The organism is Massilia sp. PAMC28688, assembly GCF_019443445.1.
GTDB lineage: Bacteria > Pseudomonadota > Gammaproteobacteria > Burkholderiales > Burkholderiaceae_D > Telluria_A.
Genome location: NZ_CP080378.1, coordinates 1,401,225 through 1,418,892, shown reverse-complemented (window position 1 = coordinate 1,418,892; position 17,668 = coordinate 1,401,225). Strand labels below are relative to the sequence as shown.

Genomic DNA, 17,668 nt, shown 5'->3' with positions numbered 1-17,668 from the left:
GGCGGCCCGGGGAATTACCACAACAACGCATCACTGAAAGGCCGCCGTCAGCGGCCGCACGACACCATGAAAAACAAGAAAATCGTCATCCTCATCGTCCTGGCGCTGGCCGCCGCCGCTGCATTCTGGTACTGGCCGGGCGCAAAAACGGCGGCCCCGCAGGCGGCAAAAGGCGGCAGGGAAGGTCAGCCGCCGACCGTGGTCAACGTGGTGTCGCCGGCGCGGCGCGACGTGCCGGTGGTGCTGTCAGCCAGTGGTACCGTGGCGCCGGTGCAAAGCGTGGCGCTGCATCCGCAAACCACCAGCACCATCCGCAAGGTCCACATCAAGGAAGGCCAGTATGTGAAAGCGGGGCAGCTCATGTTTTCGCTGGACGACCGCAGCCAGGAAGCCAATGTGGACAAGGCCCGGGCCCAGATTGCGCGCGAGCGGGCGGCCCTGGCCGACCTGGAGCGCCAGTACCAGCGCAGCGAAGAACTGTTCGAGCAAAAATTCATTGCCAGGAGTGCGCTCGACACCCTGCGCAGCCAGGTCGAGGCAGCCCGTGCGGCCCTGGGGGCCGGCAGCGCCGCCCTGGCGGCCGAGCGCGTGGCCGCCAGCTACGGCACCATCCGCGCGCCCATGGCCGGGCGGGTGGGCGCCATCGATGTCCATCCCGGCAGCCTGGTGCAGCCTGCCACGCTGCTGACCACCGTCACCCAGCTCGACCCGGTCAATGTGGCGTTTACGCTGCCCGAGTCGGCACTGGCCGACCTGCTGGCGGCGCAGCGCCAGGGCCAGGTACCGGTGCAGGCCAGCGTGGGCGAGACCGCCCAGCCGGTGCTGGGCAAGCTCAGTTTCATCGACAATACCGTCGACCCGCAGGCCGGCACCATCCGCGTCAAGGCGCTGTTCGACAATGGCGAGGAACGCCTGTGGCCGGGGCAGTACGCCACCGTGCGCGTCACGCTGCGCACGCTCAGGGATGCGGTCGTGATTCCGCAGTCGGCCATCATCACCAATACCCGCGGTACCTCGGTGTACGTGGTGGCCGACGGCGCCGCGCTGTCCAAGCCTGTCAGCCGCGTACACGTGGCCGGCACCGATGCCGTGGTCACTGGCCTGAACGGCAATGAGCAGGTGATCACCGAGGGCAAGCAAAACCTGCGGCCGGGCGGCAAGGTACGCCTGGCCCAGGCACCCGCACCGTCCAGGGAAACGCCATGAACCTGTCAGAACTGTGCATCCGGCGCCCGGTGATGGTGATCCTGCTGTCGATCAGCCTGGTGCTGGTCGGCGTGCTGTCCTACCTGCAGATTCCGGTGGCGGCCCTGCCGAGCTACAACACGCCGGTCATCAACGTCCAGGCCAACCTGTCAGGCGCGAGCCCCGAGACCATGGCGTCGTCGGTCGCGCTGCCGCTGGAAAAGCAGTTTTCCACCATCGCCGGCATCAACGTCATCACGTCCACCAGCACCCAGGGATCGACCTCGCTGACGCTGGAGTTCAACGAGAGCATTGACGTCAACGAGGCTGCCATCGACGTCCAGGCGGCACTGCTCGGGGCCCAGCGCGCGCTGCCGCAGGAAATGACGGAACTGCCGTCCTACCGCAAGGTCAACCCGGCCGACGCGCCGGTGCTGTTCATGGCCATGACCTCGCCGTCGATGGATCTGTCGGAACTGAACGACTACGCGGAAAACCTGATCGCGCCCAGCCTGTCCACGCTGCCCGGGGTGGCCCAGGTGACGGTCAATGGCCAGAAGCGCTTTGCGGTGCGGGTGCGCGCCAGCGCCGAGCGCATGAAGGCGCGCGACCTGACCATGGACGAACTGGCGCAGGCGCTACGATCGGCCAATTCGAATGCGCCGCTGGGAGTCATCGATGGTCCCAGCCAGACCCTGACCATCGAAGGCAATCCCCAGCTCATGAACGCGGCCGAGTTCCAGGAACTGATCGTCGCCACCCGCAACGGCGAACCGGTGCGGCTGCGCGACGTGGCGCAGGTAGAAGACAGCTACCAGTCGGTCAAGGCGGCCGGCAGCTACAATGGCGAGCGCTCGATTGTGCTGCTGGTGCAGCGCCAGCCCAATGCCAATACGGTGCAGGTGGTGGACGCGGTGCGCGAACTGCTGCCCCGGTTCCAGGCCCAGGTGCCGGCCTCGATCAAGATCAACCTGGTCAACGACCGCTCGGTCTCGATCCGCGAATCGATCCACGACGTCAACCTGACGCTGGCCTTTACCGTGGTGCTGGTGGTGCTGGTCATTTTTCTGTTCCTGCACCGCGCCGCCGCCACCTTCATCCCGGCCGTGACCATGCCCATCTCGCTGCTGGGCGCACTGTCGCTGCTGTACTGGTTTGGCTACAGCCTGGACAACGTGTCGCTGCTGGGCATTACCCTGGCCGTGGGCCTGGTGGTCGATGATGCCATCGTGGTGCTGGAAAATATCGTGCGCCATATCGAAATGGGCAAGAAGCCCGTCGATGCGGCCCTGGTGGGTTCGCGCGAAATGGGCTTTACCATCGTCTCCATCTCCATTTCGCTGGTGGCCGTCTTCATCCCCATCTTCTTCATGCCCGGGGTGATCGGCCTGCTGTTCCACGAATTTGCCGTGGTGGTGGGGCTGGCGGTGCTGGTGTCGGCCCTGGTCTCGCTGACCCTGGTGCCGATGCTGGCCAGCCGCCTGCTGCCGCCGCACGCCGCGCATGGCGAAGGCGAAAAATCCTTTATCGGCCGCCATTTCGAGGCCGGTTTCACGCGCGTGCGCCATGGCTACACCCGCACCCTCGACTGGGCCCTGGCGCACCGCTTCTTCGTGCTGATGGTGGCCCTTGGCACCTTCGTGCTCACGGTGCTGCTCTACACCACCATCCCCAAGGGCTTCTTCCCCGAGGAAGACCTGGGCCAGATGCGCATGAGTATCGAGGCGGCCGAAGATACCTCGACCCAGGCCATGACGGCGCTGCAGCAGCGCGTGGTCGACACCATCCGCGCCGACCGCGACGTGCAGGATGTGACGTCGTTTACCGGTGGCGGCAACACGGGCCGCGGCTTCATTGCGCTCAAGCCGCGCGCCGAGCGCGACAAGATGCCGGTGGTGGTGGAGCGGCTGCGCCGCGCCACGCGCCAGATTGCCGGCGTGTCGGTCTACCTGTCGCCGGTCCAGAACCTGCAGCTGGGCGGGCGTCCCAGCAAGAGCCGCTACCAGTACACGCTGCAAAGCGTCAGTTCGGACGCGCTGGGCGACTGGGCCAACCGCTACCTGGAACGCATGCGCGCCGACCCGGCCTTCCGCGACGTCACCTCCGACTCCCAGGAGCGCGGCCTGCAGGCCACGCTGCGCATTGACCGCGACAAGGCCAACGCCATGGGCGTGCAGCTGGCCGACGTGCGCAGCGCCCTGTATGCAACCTATGGCGAACGCCAGGTCTCGACCATCTACGCTCCGGCGGCAGCCTACAATGTGATTCTCGAAGCCGATGCTGCCGACCGCCAGTCGGAAGAGGCGCTGGGCCGGGTCTCGGTGCGCAGCAAGCCCGGCCAGCTGGTGCAGCTGTCCTCATTTGCCACTGTCGAGCGTACGGTGGGGCCGACCTCGGTCAATCACCAGGGCCAGCTGCAGGCCATTACATTGTCCTTCAACCTGCCGGCCGACGTGCCGCTCGGCGTGGCCACGGCCAAGATCGATCAGATGGGCGTGGACATGAAACTGCCGCCGTCGATCATTACCAAGTATGGCGGCGACGCGGCAGTCTTCCAGGATTCGCAGTCGGCCCAGATCATCCTGATCATCGCCGCCCTCGGTGTCATTTACGTGCTGCTCGGCGTGCTGTACGAAAGCTTCATCCATCCGATCACTATCCTGGCCGGACTGCCCTCGGCGGCGGTGGGGGCCCTTCTCACGCTGCGCCTGTTCGGCATGGACCTGACCATGATTGCCATCATCGGCATCCTGATGCTGATCGGTATCGTCAAGAAAAATGCCATCATGATGATTGACTTTGCCCTGCATGCCCAGCGCACCGAGGGCATGACCCCATTCGACGCCATCCGCGAAGCCTGCATCCTGCGTTTCCGGCCGATCATGATGACCACCCTGGCCGCACTCATGGGGGCGCTGCCGATTGCCCTGGGCCTGGGGGCCGGCGCCGAACTGCGCCAGCCGCTGGGCTTGGCCGTGGTGGGCGGCCTGATTTTCTCCCAGGTCATCACCCTGTACATTACCCCCGTGATTTACTTGTATCTGGACAAGTACAGCGGCAGCGGCCCGCTCAGCGATGCCGACCTCCAGCGTGGCACGCAAGCGGTGCACTTGTCCCAGGCTGCCTGAAAACCGCATGCGGCGCGCAGGCGTGCCCGTGCCTTGTGCGTCGGCCGGTGCCCTTGCTGGCGCCTCGCCGGGGCGGTATCTTGTAAATTGCTCAAGCGACCATGGCCACGCGAGCGACGCTGATGCGCGATGCCGGCAAACCGGATAGACTGCGGGCCTTGTACCAGAACTTGAGGAACGCAGCCATTTTGCGAGAACAGTTACTGCCCATGCAGGCGCAGCCAGACGACGTCCGGGCGCCCGGCGGGATGGAGCCGGTCCTGACGACCAGTTTCGACCACAAGCGCGTCAACAGTACCGGCATTGCGGTGACGGTGCTGCTGCACGTGCTCGTGGTGCTGCTGGCGTACTGGCAACCGGCGGACAAGCCCAAGCGCGAGCCGCCGCCCTCGGTGACCGACCTGACCTACGTGCTGCCGCCCAAGGCCATTCCCCCGCCGCCGCCCGTGCCCCAGCCGCCCAAGGTCAAGCCCAGGCCGGCCCCGCCGCGCCCGGAGCGGGTGGAAATGGTGCGCCTGCCCGACACCATCACGGTGCCGGAAGAGCAAGTGGTCGAGCAAAAGCCGGTGGAGCAGCCCAAGCCGCCGGAAATCGAGAAAGTCGACCCGGCGATCGACATGAGCGAGATGATTGCGGCGCGGCGCCGGGCGCGGGCGCGCGAAAACGGGGTGGAGGAGCAGGAAACCGCGGCCCAGCGGGGCGACCGCCTGGCACGCCAGAACATTGCCGCGGCCAACAAGGCCGGGCGCGGCGACGACCAGAACGGCACCGGCGGCCTGTTTACCTGGAAAGTGCATTCGCCTTTCAGCGCCCAGCTCAAGTTCAATGGCTTCAACAAGAATTTCAACCGCACCTGGCTGCAGGACCTGGAAATTGAACTGGGGAACGAGCCCGATATCGAAACGGCCATCATCAAAAAGATGGTGCAGCTGATCCGCAAGGAAAAGAAGGGCGACTTCATCTTCCGCTCCGAGCGCCAGCAGCGCGACGTGACGCTGAGCGCGCGGGTGGAAGACAATGAAGTGCTGGAAACCTTCCTGTTCAAGGAAGCATTCCCCGGCCACCGCCGCAGCCGCTGAGCCGGCCGCGCCCCGCTGCTAGCCCTGGGCGCCGGCCTTGAGCAGGCGCGCGATGTCGAGCGCGAAGTAGCTGAGCACGCCGTCGGCGCCGGCCCGCTTGAACGACAGCATCGCTTCCATCATGACCTTGTCGTGGTCCAGCCAGCCATTCTGGGCGGCCGCCTTGAGCATGGCATATTCGCCGCTGACCTGGTAGGCAAAGGTGGGCACCTTGAATTCATCCTTGACGCGGCGCACCACGTCCAGATAGGGCATGCCGGGCTTGACCATGACCATGTCGGCGCCTTCGGCAATGTCGAGCGCCACTTCGCGCAGGGCTTCGTCGCTGTTGCCCGGATCCATCTGATAATTGTTTTTGTTGCTCTTGCCTAGGTTGCCGGAGGAACCGACCGCGTCGCGGAAGGGGCCGTAAAAACTGGAGGCGTACTTGGCCGAATAGGCCATGATGCGGGTATGGATGAAGCGCTCCTGCTCGAGAGCGGCGCGGATGGCGCCGATGCGCCCGTCCATCATGTCCGAGGGCGCCACGATATCGACCCCGGCTTCTGCCTGGCACAGGGCCTGGCGCACCAGCATGTCGATCGTTTCATCATTGAGCACGTAGCCCTGCTCGTCAATCAAGCCATCCTGGCCATGGCTGGTGAAGGGATCGAGCGCGATGTCGGTGATGATGCCGAGCTCGGGGAAGCGCTGCTTCAGTTCGCGCACGGCGCGCGGCACCAGGCCCTCTGGATTGAGCGCTTCCATGCCGTCGGGCGTCTTGAGGCTGGCGTCGATGACGGGGAACAAGGCCATGGCTGGAATGCCGAGCTTGACGCATTCTTCCGCGACCGGCAGCAGCAGGTCCACCGACAGGCGTTCCACGCCCGGCATGGAGCCGACCTGCTGGCGCTGGCCGGCGCCATCGAGGATGAAGACGGGATAGATCAGGTCGGAGGCGGTGACGGTGTTTTCACGCATCATGGCGCGCGAAAAGGCGTCGCGGCGCATGCGGCGCATGCGGGTGGCGAGGAACAGGTTCTGATGGCTGGACATGGCGGTGGAGTCAAGAATGGTTGAGCAAATGGCCGATCAGTCGTCGCTGTCGACCGGGTCGACCAGCACGGCGTCGGGATCGGCCGGGATCGGCGTCAGGCCCAGCAGGTCGATGATCTTGTCGTTCGCTTCCTCGATGCCGATCCGCTTCAAGGCCGAGAACAGCTGAACCGTGAAAGGAAAGCCTGCGCCATCTTCGTCGACGTAGCTGTCGAGCATCATGCGCGCCTGGCGCAGGGCATTGGTCGATTCGTTGCGGTTGAGCTTGTCGGCCTTGGTCAGGATGCAGTGGATCGGCTTGCCGGTGGGGGCGAACCATTCGAGCATCTGCACGTCGAGTTCCGTGAAGGGACGGCGCGAATCCATGATCAGGACCAGGGCGGCGAGCTGCTCGCGGCGCTGGACATAGTCGCCCAGCAGCTTTTGCCAGTGCAGCTTGGCCGAGCCGGACACTTCCGCGTAGCCATAGCCGGGCAGGTCGACCAGCAGCGCTTCGATTTCCTCGACAATGGTGGGGTCCTTGCGGTGCTGGCCCACATGGGCGCCGCCGATGGAAAAATAATTGATGTGCTGGGTGCGGCCCGGGGTCTTGGAGGCGAAGGCCAGGCCTTTTTGATTGGTCAGGATGTTGATGGCCGTCGATTTGCCCGCATTCGAGCGCCCTGCGAAGGCGATTTCGGGCGCCTGCGTGGCGGGCAAGTCGCGCAGTTGGTTGACGGTCGTAAAGAAGCGGGCTTGCCAGAGTTTGGACATGGAATGGGGAGAAAATGCAAGATTTCGGGAATGGGGGCGCGATATCGCCACCAAGCTATTGTACAATAAGGGGTTACGAATTGTTGCGCCGCAAAAGCCATCGCGCGCATGCAAGGTCGTCAGCCGTATATTGTTGGACCCAAGCAGGACCCAAGCAGGACCCACGCGGGCCCGTGTTGGACGTGTTTTCCTCCCAATAGAACCAATTTTTGACTTGTCTCAGGGTGTTTGAATGAATCGTGCGTTTTCTTCTTTAGTGAAATCCTTGCTGGTAGCCACCCTGGCCATCTCCGGCGCCGCCTCCGCCGCCGCACCTGCTGCCGCTCCTGCCAAGGCCGACCCGGCCAAGGGCGCCACGCTGTATGACAGCGGCGACGCCGCGCGCGGCCTGCCTGCCTGCGTCTCCTGCCACGGCGCAGCCGGCAATTCGACCATTGCCGTCAATCCCAAGCTGTCGGCCCAGATGAGTGCCTACACCTACAAGCAGCTGGTCGACTTCACCACCCCGGCGCGCCAGAACCCGATCATGACCCCGTACAGCAAGATGCTCACGGACGACGACAAGAAAAACGTCGCGGTCTACCTGGCCCTGCAGGTGCCCAAGCAGGGCGCTGCCAAGAACAAGGATACACTGGAACTGGGGCGTCGTATTTACCGCGGCGGCATCGCCGCCAATGGCGTGGCGGCCTGCGCCAGCTGCCATGGCGCCAACGGCAACGGCATGCCGGCCCTGTTCCCGCGCCTGGCCGGTCAGCACCAGGACTACACCTTCGGCCAGCTGCAGGCGTTCAAAGGCGGCGCCCGCAAGAACAGTGCGCAGATGACCACCATCGCGCGCCGGATGTCTGACGAAGAAATGAAGGCCGTGGCCGACTACATCGCCGGCCTCAAGTAATTTACTGCAGATACGCTGGCGCGGCGCCCCGGCGCTGCGTACACGCGGTATCGATGAGGGCAGCGGCGCAAGCAGGCTGCCCTTTTTATTGGTATCCTCGCCGGTTGCGTGGACAGGCCACGGAGCCGCCGAGAGGGAATCACGAGTATGAGCACCACCGGAATTGAATTGAGAAGCGACCCGTCCAGCGGGCGCCGCAGCGCGTTTGCCGAAGCCGTGGAACTGGTGTCGTCGATGCGCTTTGCCATCACGATGCTGGTCATGATCATGATTGCATCCATCATCGGCACGGTATTGACGCAAAACCAGCCCATGCCGAACTATGTCAACCAGTTTGGTCCCTTCTGGTTCGAGATTTTCGGCAGCCTGGGCCTGTATGCCATTTATTCGACCTGGTGGTTCATCCTGATCCTGGCGCTGCTGCTGCTCTCGACCACGTTCTGCATCCTGCGCAATACCCCCAGAATGCTGCGCGACATGCGCAGCTGGCGCGAAAACGTGCGTGAAGTGTCGCTGCGTAATTTCCACCACCAGAGCGAGTGGGTAGCGCCGCTGGCGCCGCGCGCCCTGGCCGAGCAGACCGCCGCGCGCCTGCACGATGCCGGCTATGGCGCCAAGATCGTCGACAAGGGCAATGGCATCCTGGTGGCGGCCAAGAAGGGCGCGGCCAACAAGTTTGGCTACATTTTTGCCCACAGCGCCATCATCATCATCCTGGTGGGCGGCATGCTCGATTCCGACCTGCCCATCCAGTTCCAGGAACGCTTCCTGGGCAAGACGGCGTTCCAGGGCGGCGGCCTGATTTCGGCCATTCCGGCCCAGCACCGCCTGTCGGTCAACAATCCGACCTACCGCGCCAACACCATGATCCCGGAAGGGCAGTCGAGCGACATCGCCATCATCAGCCGCGGCGACGGCTCGCTGCTGCAGCCGCTGCCGTTTACCATCGAACTGAAGCGATTCGTGATCGATTTCTACAGCACCGGCATGCCCAAACTGTTTGCCAGCGATGTCGTGATCCGCGACCACGAAACCGGCAAGCGCTTCGCCTCCACCATCCGCGTCAACGAGCCGCTGATCTACAAGGGCGTGGCCATCTACCAGTCCAGCTTTGAAGATGGCGGCACCAAGCTCACCCTGACCGGTTTTCCCATGAGCGGCACCAGCGCCGCGCCGTTTGCCATGCAGGGCGAAATCAATACCAGCACCCCTTTGACCCAGGCCGGTGGCGGCTACGACGTGGAGTGGAGCGACTTCCGCGCCTTTAACGTGGAAAACGTGGTCGGGGCCGAGGATGTACGGGGCGTCAAGCAGCGCCAGAGCCTGTCGGAACAATTTGCCGTCACGCTCGACAAGCATTCCGGTTCGGCCGCCAACGTGGCCGCCAACGCCAACCTCAAGAACGTGGGCCCGAGCGTGCAGTACAAGCTGCGCGACAAGACCGGCCAGGCGCGCGAATACCAGAACTACATGCAGCCGGTGACGATTGACGGCGCCGAAGTCTTCCTGGCCGGGGTGCGCAGCAATCCCAATGATGCGTTCAGCTACCTGCGCATCCCGTCCGACGACGCCCATACCGTCAAGGAATGGATGCGCCTGCGCGCCGCCCTGTCCGATCCCGCCCTGCGGGCCCTGGCGGCCGAGCGCTTTGCCCGGCGCGCCATGCCGGCCACGACCGCCAGCCCGGCCGAGGGCCTGGCGCGCCAGCTGCAAGACTCGGTGGCCAGGGCGCTCGACATGTTTGCCGGGGTGGGCAGCGCCGAAGGCGGCTACGTGGCCGTGTCGCGTTTCCTGGACCGGATTCCCGCCGCCGAGCAAAAAAAGCAGGCCGACATCTTCATGAAGCTGCTCAACGGCGCGCTGTGGGAGCTGTGGCAGGCAGCCCGCGAGAAAGATGGTCTGCCGGCCCTGGAGTTTGATCAGACCCATGCCCGCTTCCTGGCCCTGGCCACCAACGCCCTGTCCGACAGTTTCTTTTACGGCGCGCCGGTCTACCTGCAGCTTGACGACTTTGTGCAAGTGAAGGCCTCGGTGCTGCAGGTGACGCGCTCGCCCGGCAAGTTCATCGTCTATCTCGGATCGCTGTTGCTGGTGCTGGGCGTATTTGCCATGTTTTACATCCGCGAGCGGCGCCTGTGGGTATGGGTGCGCAGCGCCGACGATGGCCAGGGTGCGCATGCCCTCATGGCCATGAGCACCCAGCGCAAGACACTTGATTTTGAGCACGAATTTAACGACCTGAAGGCAAAGCTGCCCCAATCGGCGTAAGCTAGGCAGGCCGGCATCTGGAGAACACCATGGAATTGTCACCATCACCAACCACATCCCCCACCTACCAGCGGGCCCCGGGCTATCTGCAAAGGCTGGGGCTGGCCGACTGGCTGTTTGCGCTGCTGCTGTGCGTGGGCGCCGGCGTGGCCCTGGCCCGCTACAGCAGCTTCATGGACATTTACGAAAAGGTCATCCTGCTGGCCTCGGTGCCCACCTTTGTCGCGCTGGGCTGGCATTTCAAGGCCGTGCGCTGGCTCATGCCCCTGGTGGCGCTGCTGTCGCTGTGGGCCGTGTCGCTGTATGACGGCAACCTGGACGCGGCCCAGACCAAATTCTTCCTCAAGTACATGCTGTCGAGCCAGTCTGCCATCCTCTGGATGAGCACCCTGTTTGCCTTTTCCACCGTGTTTTACTTGGTCGGCCTGCTGAGCCGCTCCAATTTCGGCAATTCCGTGGGGTCCAAGCTGTGCTGGGCGGCCGTGGTGCTGGGCTGGACCGGCATGATGGTGCGCTGGTTCGAGTCTTACCTGATCGGGCCGGATGTGGGCCACATTCCCGTATCGAACCTGTATGAAGTGTTCATCCTGTTTGCCATGATCACGGCCATGTTCTACCTGTATTACGAAGAGCGCTATGCGACGCGCCAGCTGGGCGCCTTTGTCATGCTGGTCATTGCCGCCGCCGTGGCCTTCCTGCTCTGGTACACGGTCTCGCGCGATGCGGCCGGCATTCAGCCGCTGGTGCCGGCCCTGCAAAGCTGGTGGATGAAGATCCACGTGCCGGCCAACTTCATCGGCTACGGCACCTTTGCGCTGGCGGCCATGGTGGCCACGGCCTACCTGCTCAAGACCAGCGGCTACCTGGCCGACCGCCTGCCGGCGCTGGAAGTGCTGGACGACGTGATGTACAAGGCCATCTCGGTCGGCTTTGCCTTCTTTACCGTGGCCACCATCCTGGGCGCGCTGTGGGCGGCCGACGCCTGGGGCACCTACTGGCAGTGGGATCCGAAGGAAACCTGGGCCCTGATCGTCTGGCTCAACTACGCGGCCTGGCTGCACATGCGCCTCATTTCGGGCCTGCGCGGGCGCGTGGCCGCGTGGTGGGCGGTGGGCGGCCTGTTGGTGACCACCTTTGCTTTCCTGGGGGTGAACATGTTCCTGTCGGGCTTGCATTCCTACGGCAAGCTGTGATGCGGGCGGCCGTGTAAACACGTCCGCGCGGCCTGGCAGCCGAAAAATGTCAGATGGTGTATGTTTGAGGAAGTCCGGCACTTCCCGGACTGCCATCTGATTTTTTTTGTGCCGGAGACGCCATGCTGATCAAACGTAGCCCCAACGGTATCGACCTGCCGTATTCGTCCGAGATCACCCCGCAGGCGGTGTACGAATCGCGCCGTCAGTTCATCGCCAAGCTAGGCGCCGGTGCCGTGGCCGGCAGTGCGCTGTGGGAAATGGCCAACCGCGAAGCGTTTGCCCAGACGCCCGCATTCAAGCTGCCGGCCAGGCGCAATCCGGCCTATGTGGTGCCCGATACGGCCACGCCGTTCAAGGATGCCGCCGGGTACAACAACTATTACGAGTTTGGTCTCGACAAGGACGACCCGGCCAAGAATGCGCACACCCTCAGGACACGGCCGTGGACAGTGAGCATCGAGGGCGAAGTCAAGAAACCGCTGACGATCGACATTGACCAGCTGCTCAAGCTCGCGCCGCTGGAAGAGCGGATCTACCGGCTGCGCTGCGTGGAGGGCTGGTCGATGGTCATTCCGTGGGTGGGCTATTCACTGTCGGCCCTGATCAAGAAAGTGGAACCCACGTCGAACGCCAAATTCGTGCAGTTCGTAACCCTGGCCGATCCGCGCCAGATGCCGGGCCTGGGCAGCCGCGTGCTCGACTGGCCGTACGTGGAAGGCTTGCGCATCGATGAGGCCATGCATCCGCTCACGCTGCTGGGCCTGGGCATGTATGGCCAGACCCTACCCAACCAGAACGGCGCGCCGGTGCGGCTGGTGGTGCCCTGGAAGTACGGCTTCAAGTCGGCCAAGTCTATCGTCAAGATCCGCTTCGTCAAGGAGCAGCCCCGGACTGCGTGGAACGATTCGGCGCCGTCCGAGTATGGTTTTTATTCCAACGTCAATCCGAATGTCGATCATCCGCGCTGGTCGCAGGGCAGCGAGCGGCGCATTGGTGAAGACGGCTTTTTCACCAAGAAGCGCAAGACGCTCATGTTCAATGGCTATCCCCAAGTGGCGTCGCTGTACACCGGCATGGACTTAAAGAAGTTCTTCTGATGGCGGCGAGCTGGCGCACCTTCAACCCCACGCCGGGGCAGCTGACCGGCATCAAGTCGGTCCTGTTCGTGCTGGCGCTGCTGCCCCTGGCGCGCCTGGTGTACCTGACGGTGACGCAGCAGTTCGTCGAACCGCTGGAAGCGATCACGCGCGGCACCGGCGACTGGGTCCTGTACCTGCTGTGCATCACGCTGGCGATCACGCCGCTGCGCCGCCTCACCGGCTGGAACTGGGTCATCAAGCTGCGCCGGATGGCGGGCCTGTTTGCCTTCTTGTACGCGTTCCTGCACTTCCTCGCGTTCCTGTGGTTTGACCATTTCTTTGACTTCGGCGAAATGTGGGCCGATGTCGTCAAGCGGCCCTTCATCACGGTCGGCTTCATCGCCTTTGTGCTGCTGATTCCGCTGGCCGTGACCAGCACCAACGGCATGATCAAGCGCCTGGGCGGCAAACGCTGGCAGTGGCTGCACCGCCTCATTTACGTGGTCGCGCCGCTGGGAATCCTGCATTTCTGGTGGATGAAAGCCGGCAAAAACGACTTTGCCGAGCCGATGCTGTTTGGCGCGATCGTTGCGCTGCTGCTGGGGATGCGGATTTACTGGAGCAGGGTCAAGGCGCGCAAGGCTGCCTGACCCCTGGCGCCGGTTATTTGATGAGCGACTCCAGCGCGAACAGGTCGGCCGGGTTTTCGCGCTCGCGTACCAGATGCAGCTCGCTGCCATCGACTATCACTTCGGCCGCGCGTCCGCGCGTGTTGTAGTTGGAGGACATGGTCAGGCCATAGGCGCCGGCCTGCATGATGGCCAACAGGTCGCCCTGCTTGACGGTCAGCGCGCGTTCGCGTGCCAGCCAGTCGCCTGATTCGCATACCGGTCCCACCACGTCGTACAGCATGGCGGGGCCATCGTGGGGCGCGACTTCGCGCACGTCCATCCACGCTTCGTACAGGGCAGGGCGCATCAGGTCATTCATGGCCGCGTCGACGATGCAAAAGTTCTTTTCCGCGCCCGGCTTGGTGTATTCCACGCGCGTGAGCAGCACGCCCGTGTCGCCCACGATGGCGCGGCCCGGCTCGAAAATCACCTTGATCGGCGCGCCTGCGTATTTCTCCGCGCGCCACTGGTCCACCCGGGCAAACACGCGGCCCAGGTAGTCGGCCACCGGTACCGGCTCGGTCTCGCCATCTTCGCCGTAGCGAATGCCGATGCCGCCGCCCATGTCCAGGTGATGCAGGACGATGTTTTCGGCGGCCAGCGCGTCCACCAGTTCGATCAGCTTGTCGAGCGCTTCGAGCAGGGGCGCGTCGTCGAGCAGCTGGGAGCCGATGTGGCAGTCGATGCCGACCGGCTCCAGGTGGGGCAGGTCGTCGGCGTTGCGGTAAGCTTCCAGGGCGTCGTCAAAGGCCACGCCGAACTTGTTGGCTTTCAGACCAGTGGCAATGTAAGGGTGGGTCTTGGCATCGACATTGGGGTTCACGCGCAGCGATACGCGCGCCGTCAAGCCCATGCTGCCGGCCACTTCGTTGAGGCGGTGCAGCTCGGGGATCGATTCGACGTTAAAGCACAGGATGTCGTGCGTGAGTGCCAGGCGCATTTCTGCCTTGCTCTTGCCCACGCCCGAGAAAATCACCTTGCGCGGATCGCCGCCAGCGGCCAGCACCCGCAGCAGTTCGCCGCCGGACACGATGTCGAACCCTGCGCCGCGCTGGGCCAGCAGGTCGAGGATGGCCAGGTTGCTGTTTGCTTTCATGGCATAGCACACGAGCGCGTCGCGCCCTTCGCACGCATCGGCAAAGGAAGCGAAGTTCTCCAGCAGGGCGGTTTTGGAATAGACGTAGGTGGGGGTGCCGAATTGGGCGGCAATGGCGGGCAGGGCGACGCTGTCGGCGTGCAGCACGCCGTCGAGGTGAAAGAAGTGCGACATAAATTAAGGGTTTTCGGGGGCGGTGGTCGGCGTGGAAGGCGGAGGAAGTTCGGGCGGCACGCCGGGTTTCTGCACTGGTTTGGCGGGAGGTTTTGGCATGTAGAGCGGGCCAGGTTGGCCGCAAGCTGCCAGCAGCAGTCCGGATAAGACCACAGCGGCAATGCCAGTATTGCGCGCAAAAGGAGACTTCACGATTAGAATCACGGTTGGATGATGATTCTGGAGTGTAGCATGACCGAAAAAGAATTTTTGGACCTGGCCGAAACGACCTTGAACACGATTGAGGAAGCCATGGACCGCCTTAATGATGAAGATGTGATCGACGTGGAATGCAAACGCAGCGGCAATGTGCTGGAGATCGAATTCATTGATAGCGGCAGCAAGATCATCATCAACAGCCAGGCGCCAATGCAGGAGATGTGGGTGGCAGCGCGGGCCGGCGGGTACCACTATCGGCACGACGGCAGCGTGTGGCTTAACACGCGCGACGGCAGTGAACTGTTCGCCGCGCTGTCGAGCCTTGCCAGCGCTCAAGGTGGCGCTGAAGTGACGGTCAGCGACGCAGGGTAACTCCAGGCGCGAGGTCTTCGGGCAGGGCGAGGGTGTCTGCCACGAGGTGCCTGGCATGCGATATCTGCCAAGAGGCACTTGCCAAAATGTATGTCAAAAAGTGTCTGTCAAAAAGGTGGCTGCAGAGGTGGCTGAAAGCGGTAGCTGCAGCCAAAGGTTGCTGCAAAAGGTTGCTGCCAAAGGTTGCTGCCAAAGGTTGCTGCCAAAAAGCAGCGGCCAAGAAGTCCCTTCCAAGAGGTTCCTGCTTCCAGTTAGTTATCCGCGCGCGAGGAACCCCAGACGGATCGCGTGAAGAGACTGTTCAACCGGTGCCTGCCCAAAAGTGCCGGATATGAATTCCATAATACCGTGCTTCGCTTTCGCCGGGGCTGCGGCCGCCAGCCGGCTTGCGTCAGGCACCATGGCCTGAGCTTGTAAACGCATGCGCCGAATCGCAAGCAAAGCAAGGAACTGCACGGCAGAGCGAAAATCGTTCTGCGCCGGCAGTGACCGCGAAGGCGCCACCTTGATTGTTCTGGCTTGCGAAGGGTCTCCGTGACCGGAGTTGCGCTTCAGCAGTTTCTGCCCTGTCGTTGCTTCCCGCTTTTTTCCGTTCTTTCTACTAATCAATGCACCACCGAGGGTGTGGCTTAAGGATTCGCCGCTCCTTGGTCTCGTTTTTGCTCGTTTCTTGTTCGTGTCGTCAATTTTCATTAGCCACTTTCTCCGAGGTCAAATTTTCACATGCCACGCCAGCGATGTTGCCTGGCGCCGACGTCGGCACCGTGAGCCTGCATCCGCTTCCGCTTCTGGCACTCCTGAGTCGATCCGAGCGGGGGAACCGGTTGGCGAACTTCCTGTCAAACCAGTGAGGTAACAACGCGGCGCCCCCATGACATGAGGAGACGAGCATGTTCGAGACCAAGCAGTTGAATCTCACATCGAAGACCCGCGCTGCCGTCATGCGCTTGCAACGGGCGCGCGGCGACCATCGCAAACCGGAGTGGGTGGTTGAAGATGCCTTCCAGGCGTGGATCGAAAAGATTGCGCGCGAGGATACCGATGTCGCGCAGGCGGAGACGCGCGGCTATCAGTGGAAGAGCTTGTTTTTGCCGGAGGGGACACGTGTACGTTTCCAGTACAAACGCGAGACATACTACGCCGACGTGCGCGGAGACGCACTTGTCTATAACGGCCGTGCCTATTCGCCACGCCAGTTACTGCTGCATGTGACGGGCACGGTTCGCAACGCGTGGCGCGAGCTATGGCTGCGCAGTCCGGGCGATTTCCGTTGGCACCTTGCCGACACGCGCCGCCTCATTCTGCGGCGCGTACCCACCGGGCGCCACCCGCGAGGGGTGGATGTGGCAAGCCATAATGATATGAACCACTATAGATTGCAGGCGCAGCGGGAACGCGCTCCTGTGGCAAGGAACGATGAGCCCATTCCTTGCGACGGTCCGGTCGCCCAGGCAGTGGGGGCGGCGGAGTCGGCGGCTGTTGCAGCAGACGAAGGGGGCGGCACGGTGGGCAAGGGGGAGCCGCTTGCTTCCGAAATTGTCGAAGATTGCGCTAATGGCAAACAGGTCGCTAAGGCTCCTGGCGTCGAGAACCTGGACGAAGAATGTAACGCGGGGCTAAGCTCTGGACTCAACTCTCGACTTGACCCTCGACTTGATTCTCGACCTGATTTTCGACCGGATTTTCGACCGGATGCTCAGCCCGACGCGCGGCCTGACCTAGGCGCTGACTTACGAGGCGACTCACTACACAGCTTACGACCGCGCGATCCACGGGACGATCAAGCCGACGCAGCACTTTGCGAGAATCGTCACGGCCTGATCGAGGAAGAACTTGACCCAGCCAAATACTTCCTCATGGTGTTCAATCAAGCTGATTCCCCAAGCGCTGCTCCCACCTCGGCCGCAGGAAGTTCCCCTGGCACGCCCGCTCTCGCGGGGCGCAACAATCATCTTGGCCATGGCAGGAACAGCAGCTCCACAGAGCCGGTTCCCCGTCCCGAGGAGCGGATTCGCCCCGCCAGCTCTCCCGCCCTCGACACCGCCGCTAGCCCTTGCTCCGATCCAGATGATTCAGGATCGTGCGTTGCTCCGTTCCCTCCCGGGCTCCCCATAGGGAACCCGCCTTACCGTTACCCCGGTGCGGTCCATGGCGCCTCGCTGCGCGCCATCCTCTACCGCGATGATGTAGTACGGGATGATCAGCCTGATCTGTCGTGCGGCAGCGGCGGTGGCGGACGCGCGCGCGCGGGCCGTTCAGGTCCAAGGGACCGGCGCTGGACCGGCCATCTGACGCAGCATTCAGCTGGACTCGAAAGCCCTCATCGCAATCGGTGATCTGACCGAATAACACCAGAGCTCAACGGGTCCCGACGCATCAAACACTGGCTGGTGCCCAAACCTCGAAGCGCGGAGCCAGGGAGGGCACCCGCACCATGGCACGCTTTCCAGCGCGGCGGTCGCTGACGCGGCTTATTGGCCAGGCCCATCGTGCTGGGCCATCGTGTTGGATCGATCGTGCCCGGCTCATTCCGCACGCC

General features: G+C 63.4%; 15 protein-coding genes. 10 read left to right on the top strand and 5 right to left on the bottom strand.

Annotation, left to right across the window (positions count from 1 at the left end):
* Window positions 1-66: 66 nt before the first annotated feature.
* The 3 genes from KY495_RS06290 (at window position 67) to KY495_RS06280 (ending at window position 5,392) form a co-directional block, all read left to right on the top strand.
* Window positions 67-1,206: an efflux RND transporter periplasmic adaptor subunit gene (locus KY495_RS06290; protein WP_219882859.1), complete on the top strand. Its 1,140-nt coding sequence runs from the start codon at window positions 67-69 to the stop codon at window positions 1,204-1,206.
* Window positions 1,203-4,313, top strand: a complete 3,111-nt coding sequence (locus KY495_RS06285) for an efflux RND transporter permease subunit (protein WP_219882858.1) — start codon at window positions 1,203-1,205, stop codon at window positions 4,311-4,313. The genes KY495_RS06290 and KY495_RS06285 overlap by 4 nt, the downstream gene beginning before the upstream one ends.
* 209 nt (window positions 4,314-4,522) lie before the next feature.
* Window positions 4,523-5,392: a hypothetical protein gene (locus KY495_RS06280; RefSeq protein WP_219882857.1), complete on the top strand. Its 870-nt coding sequence runs from the start codon at window positions 4,523-4,525 to the stop codon at window positions 5,390-5,392.
* 18 nt (window positions 5,393-5,410) lie between these two features.
* Here KY495_RS06280 and hemB read toward each other — a convergent pair whose 3' ends face one another.
* Both hemB and yihA read right to left on the bottom strand, forming a co-directional pair.
* Window positions 5,411-6,427 (bottom strand): porphobilinogen synthase, encoded by a 1,017-nt coding sequence (hemB, locus tag KY495_RS06275; RefSeq protein ID WP_219882856.1) that lies wholly within the window; start codon window positions 6,425-6,427, stop codon window positions 5,411-5,413.
* A gap of 36 nt (window positions 6,428-6,463) precedes the next feature.
* Window positions 6,464-7,180: a ribosome biogenesis GTP-binding protein YihA/YsxC gene (gene yihA / locus KY495_RS06270; RefSeq protein ID WP_219882855.1), complete on the bottom strand. Its 717-nt coding sequence runs from the start codon at window positions 7,178-7,180 to the stop codon at window positions 6,464-6,466.
* 232 nt (window positions 7,181-7,412) lie between these two features.
* On the opposite strand from yihA, the gene KY495_RS06265 reads away from it, so the two are divergent.
* From KY495_RS06265 to KY495_RS06245, 5 genes are all read left to right on the top strand, one after another.
* On the top strand, window positions 7,413-8,075 hold the full coding sequence (locus KY495_RS06265; protein ID WP_219882854.1) for a cytochrome c: 663 nt from the start codon (window positions 7,413-7,415) through the stop codon (window positions 8,073-8,075).
* A 147-nt stretch (window positions 8,076-8,222) separates the two neighbouring features.
* A complete protein-coding gene (locus tag KY495_RS06260) occupies window positions 8,223-10,343 on the top strand; it encodes a cytochrome c biogenesis protein ResB (protein ID WP_219882853.1) in 2,121 nt (706 codons plus the stop codon).
* Window positions 10,344-10,372: 29 nt separating this feature from the next.
* Complete coding sequence (ccsB, locus tag KY495_RS06255; RefSeq protein ID WP_219882852.1) at window positions 10,373-11,536, top strand: c-type cytochrome biogenesis protein CcsB; 1,164 nt, start codon at window positions 10,373-10,375, stop codon at window positions 11,534-11,536.
* A 122-nt stretch (window positions 11,537-11,658) separates the two neighbouring features.
* A complete protein-coding gene (gene msrP / locus KY495_RS06250) occupies window positions 11,659-12,636 on the top strand; it encodes a protein-methionine-sulfoxide reductase catalytic subunit MsrP (protein WP_219882851.1) in 978 nt (325 codons plus the stop codon).
* Window positions 12,636-13,268: a sulfite oxidase heme-binding subunit YedZ gene (locus KY495_RS06245; protein ID WP_219882850.1), complete on the top strand. Its 633-nt coding sequence runs from the start codon at window positions 12,636-12,638 to the stop codon at window positions 13,266-13,268. Before msrP ends, KY495_RS06245 begins: the two co-directional genes overlap by 1 nt.
* Before the next feature lie 13 nt (window positions 13,269-13,281).
* Here the strand turns inward: KY495_RS06245 and lysA are convergent, their stop codons facing one another.
* Window positions 13,282-14,559 (bottom strand): diaminopimelate decarboxylase, encoded by a 1,278-nt coding sequence (gene lysA, locus KY495_RS06240; RefSeq protein WP_219882849.1) that lies wholly within the window; start codon window positions 14,557-14,559, stop codon window positions 13,282-13,284.
* A gap of 3 nt (window positions 14,560-14,562) precedes the next feature.
* Window positions 14,563-14,712 carry a lipoprotein gene (locus KY495_RS24355; protein WP_374041008.1) on the bottom strand — a complete coding sequence of 50 codons (150 nt, stop codon included), beginning with the start codon at window positions 14,710-14,712 and terminating at the stop codon, window positions 14,563-14,565.
* A 78-nt stretch (window positions 14,713-14,790) separates the two neighbouring features.
* On the opposite strand from KY495_RS24355, the gene cyaY reads away from it, so the two are divergent.
* Window positions 14,791-15,129, top strand: coding sequence for an iron donor protein CyaY (gene cyaY, locus KY495_RS06230; protein ID WP_219882847.1), 339 nt, complete (start codon window positions 14,791-14,793; stop codon window positions 15,127-15,129).
* A gap of 255 nt (window positions 15,130-15,384) precedes the next feature.
* On the opposite strand, the gene KY495_RS06225 is transcribed toward cyaY, so the two are convergent.
* Complete coding sequence (locus KY495_RS06225; RefSeq protein ID WP_219882846.1) at window positions 15,385-15,822, bottom strand: hypothetical protein; 438 nt, start codon at window positions 15,820-15,822, stop codon at window positions 15,385-15,387.
* 197 nt (window positions 15,823-16,019) lie between these two features.
* On the opposite strand from KY495_RS06225, the gene KY495_RS24010 reads away from it, so the two are divergent.
* Entirely contained in the window at window positions 16,020-17,465 is a 1,446-nt protein-coding gene (locus KY495_RS24010) for a hypothetical protein (protein WP_229518513.1), read from the top strand.
* Window positions 17,466-17,668 lie beyond the last annotated feature (203 nt).

Excerpts from the sequence above, each read along its gene's own strand:
- KY495_RS06285 (WP_219882858.1), top strand. The coding sequence starts at position 1,203 with ATGAACCTGTCAGAACTGTGCATCCGGCGCCCGGTGATGGTGATCCTG.
- KY495_RS06290 (WP_219882859.1), top strand. The coding sequence starts at position 67 with ATGAAAAACAAGAAAATCGTCATCCTCATCGTCCTGGCGCTGGCCGCC.
- KY495_RS06265 (WP_219882854.1), top strand. The coding sequence starts at position 7,413 with ATGAATCGTGCGTTTTCTTCTTTAGTGAAATCCTTGCTGGTAGCCACC.
- hemB (WP_219882856.1), bottom strand. The coding sequence starts at position 6,427 with ATGTCCAGCCATCAGAACCTGTTCCTCGCCACCCGCATGCGCCGCATG.
- KY495_RS06245 (WP_219882850.1), top strand. The coding sequence starts at position 12,636 with ATGGCGGCGAGCTGGCGCACCTTCAACCCCACGCCGGGGCAGCTGACC.
- ccsB (WP_219882852.1), top strand. The coding sequence starts at position 10,373 with ATGGAATTGTCACCATCACCAACCACATCCCCCACCTACCAGCGGGCC.
- KY495_RS24010 (WP_229518513.1), top strand. The coding sequence starts at position 16,020 with ATGTTCGAGACCAAGCAGTTGAATCTCACATCGAAGACCCGCGCTGCC.
- KY495_RS06225 (WP_219882846.1), bottom strand. The coding sequence starts at position 15,822 with ATGAAAATTGACGACACGAACAAGAAACGAGCAAAAACGAGACCAAGG.
- KY495_RS06280 (WP_219882857.1), top strand. The coding sequence starts at position 4,523 with ATGCAGGCGCAGCCAGACGACGTCCGGGCGCCCGGCGGGATGGAGCCG.
- lysA (WP_219882849.1), bottom strand. The coding sequence starts at position 14,559 with ATGTCGCACTTCTTTCACCTCGACGGCGTGCTGCACGCCGACAGCGTC.
- yihA (WP_219882855.1), bottom strand. The coding sequence starts at position 7,180 with ATGTCCAAACTCTGGCAAGCCCGCTTCTTTACGACCGTCAACCAACTG.
- cyaY (WP_219882847.1), top strand. The coding sequence starts at position 14,791 with ATGACCGAAAAAGAATTTTTGGACCTGGCCGAAACGACCTTGAACACG.
- KY495_RS06260 (WP_219882853.1), top strand. The coding sequence starts at position 8,223 with ATGAGCACCACCGGAATTGAATTGAGAAGCGACCCGTCCAGCGGGCGC.
- msrP (WP_219882851.1), top strand. The coding sequence starts at position 11,659 with ATGCTGATCAAACGTAGCCCCAACGGTATCGACCTGCCGTATTCGTCC.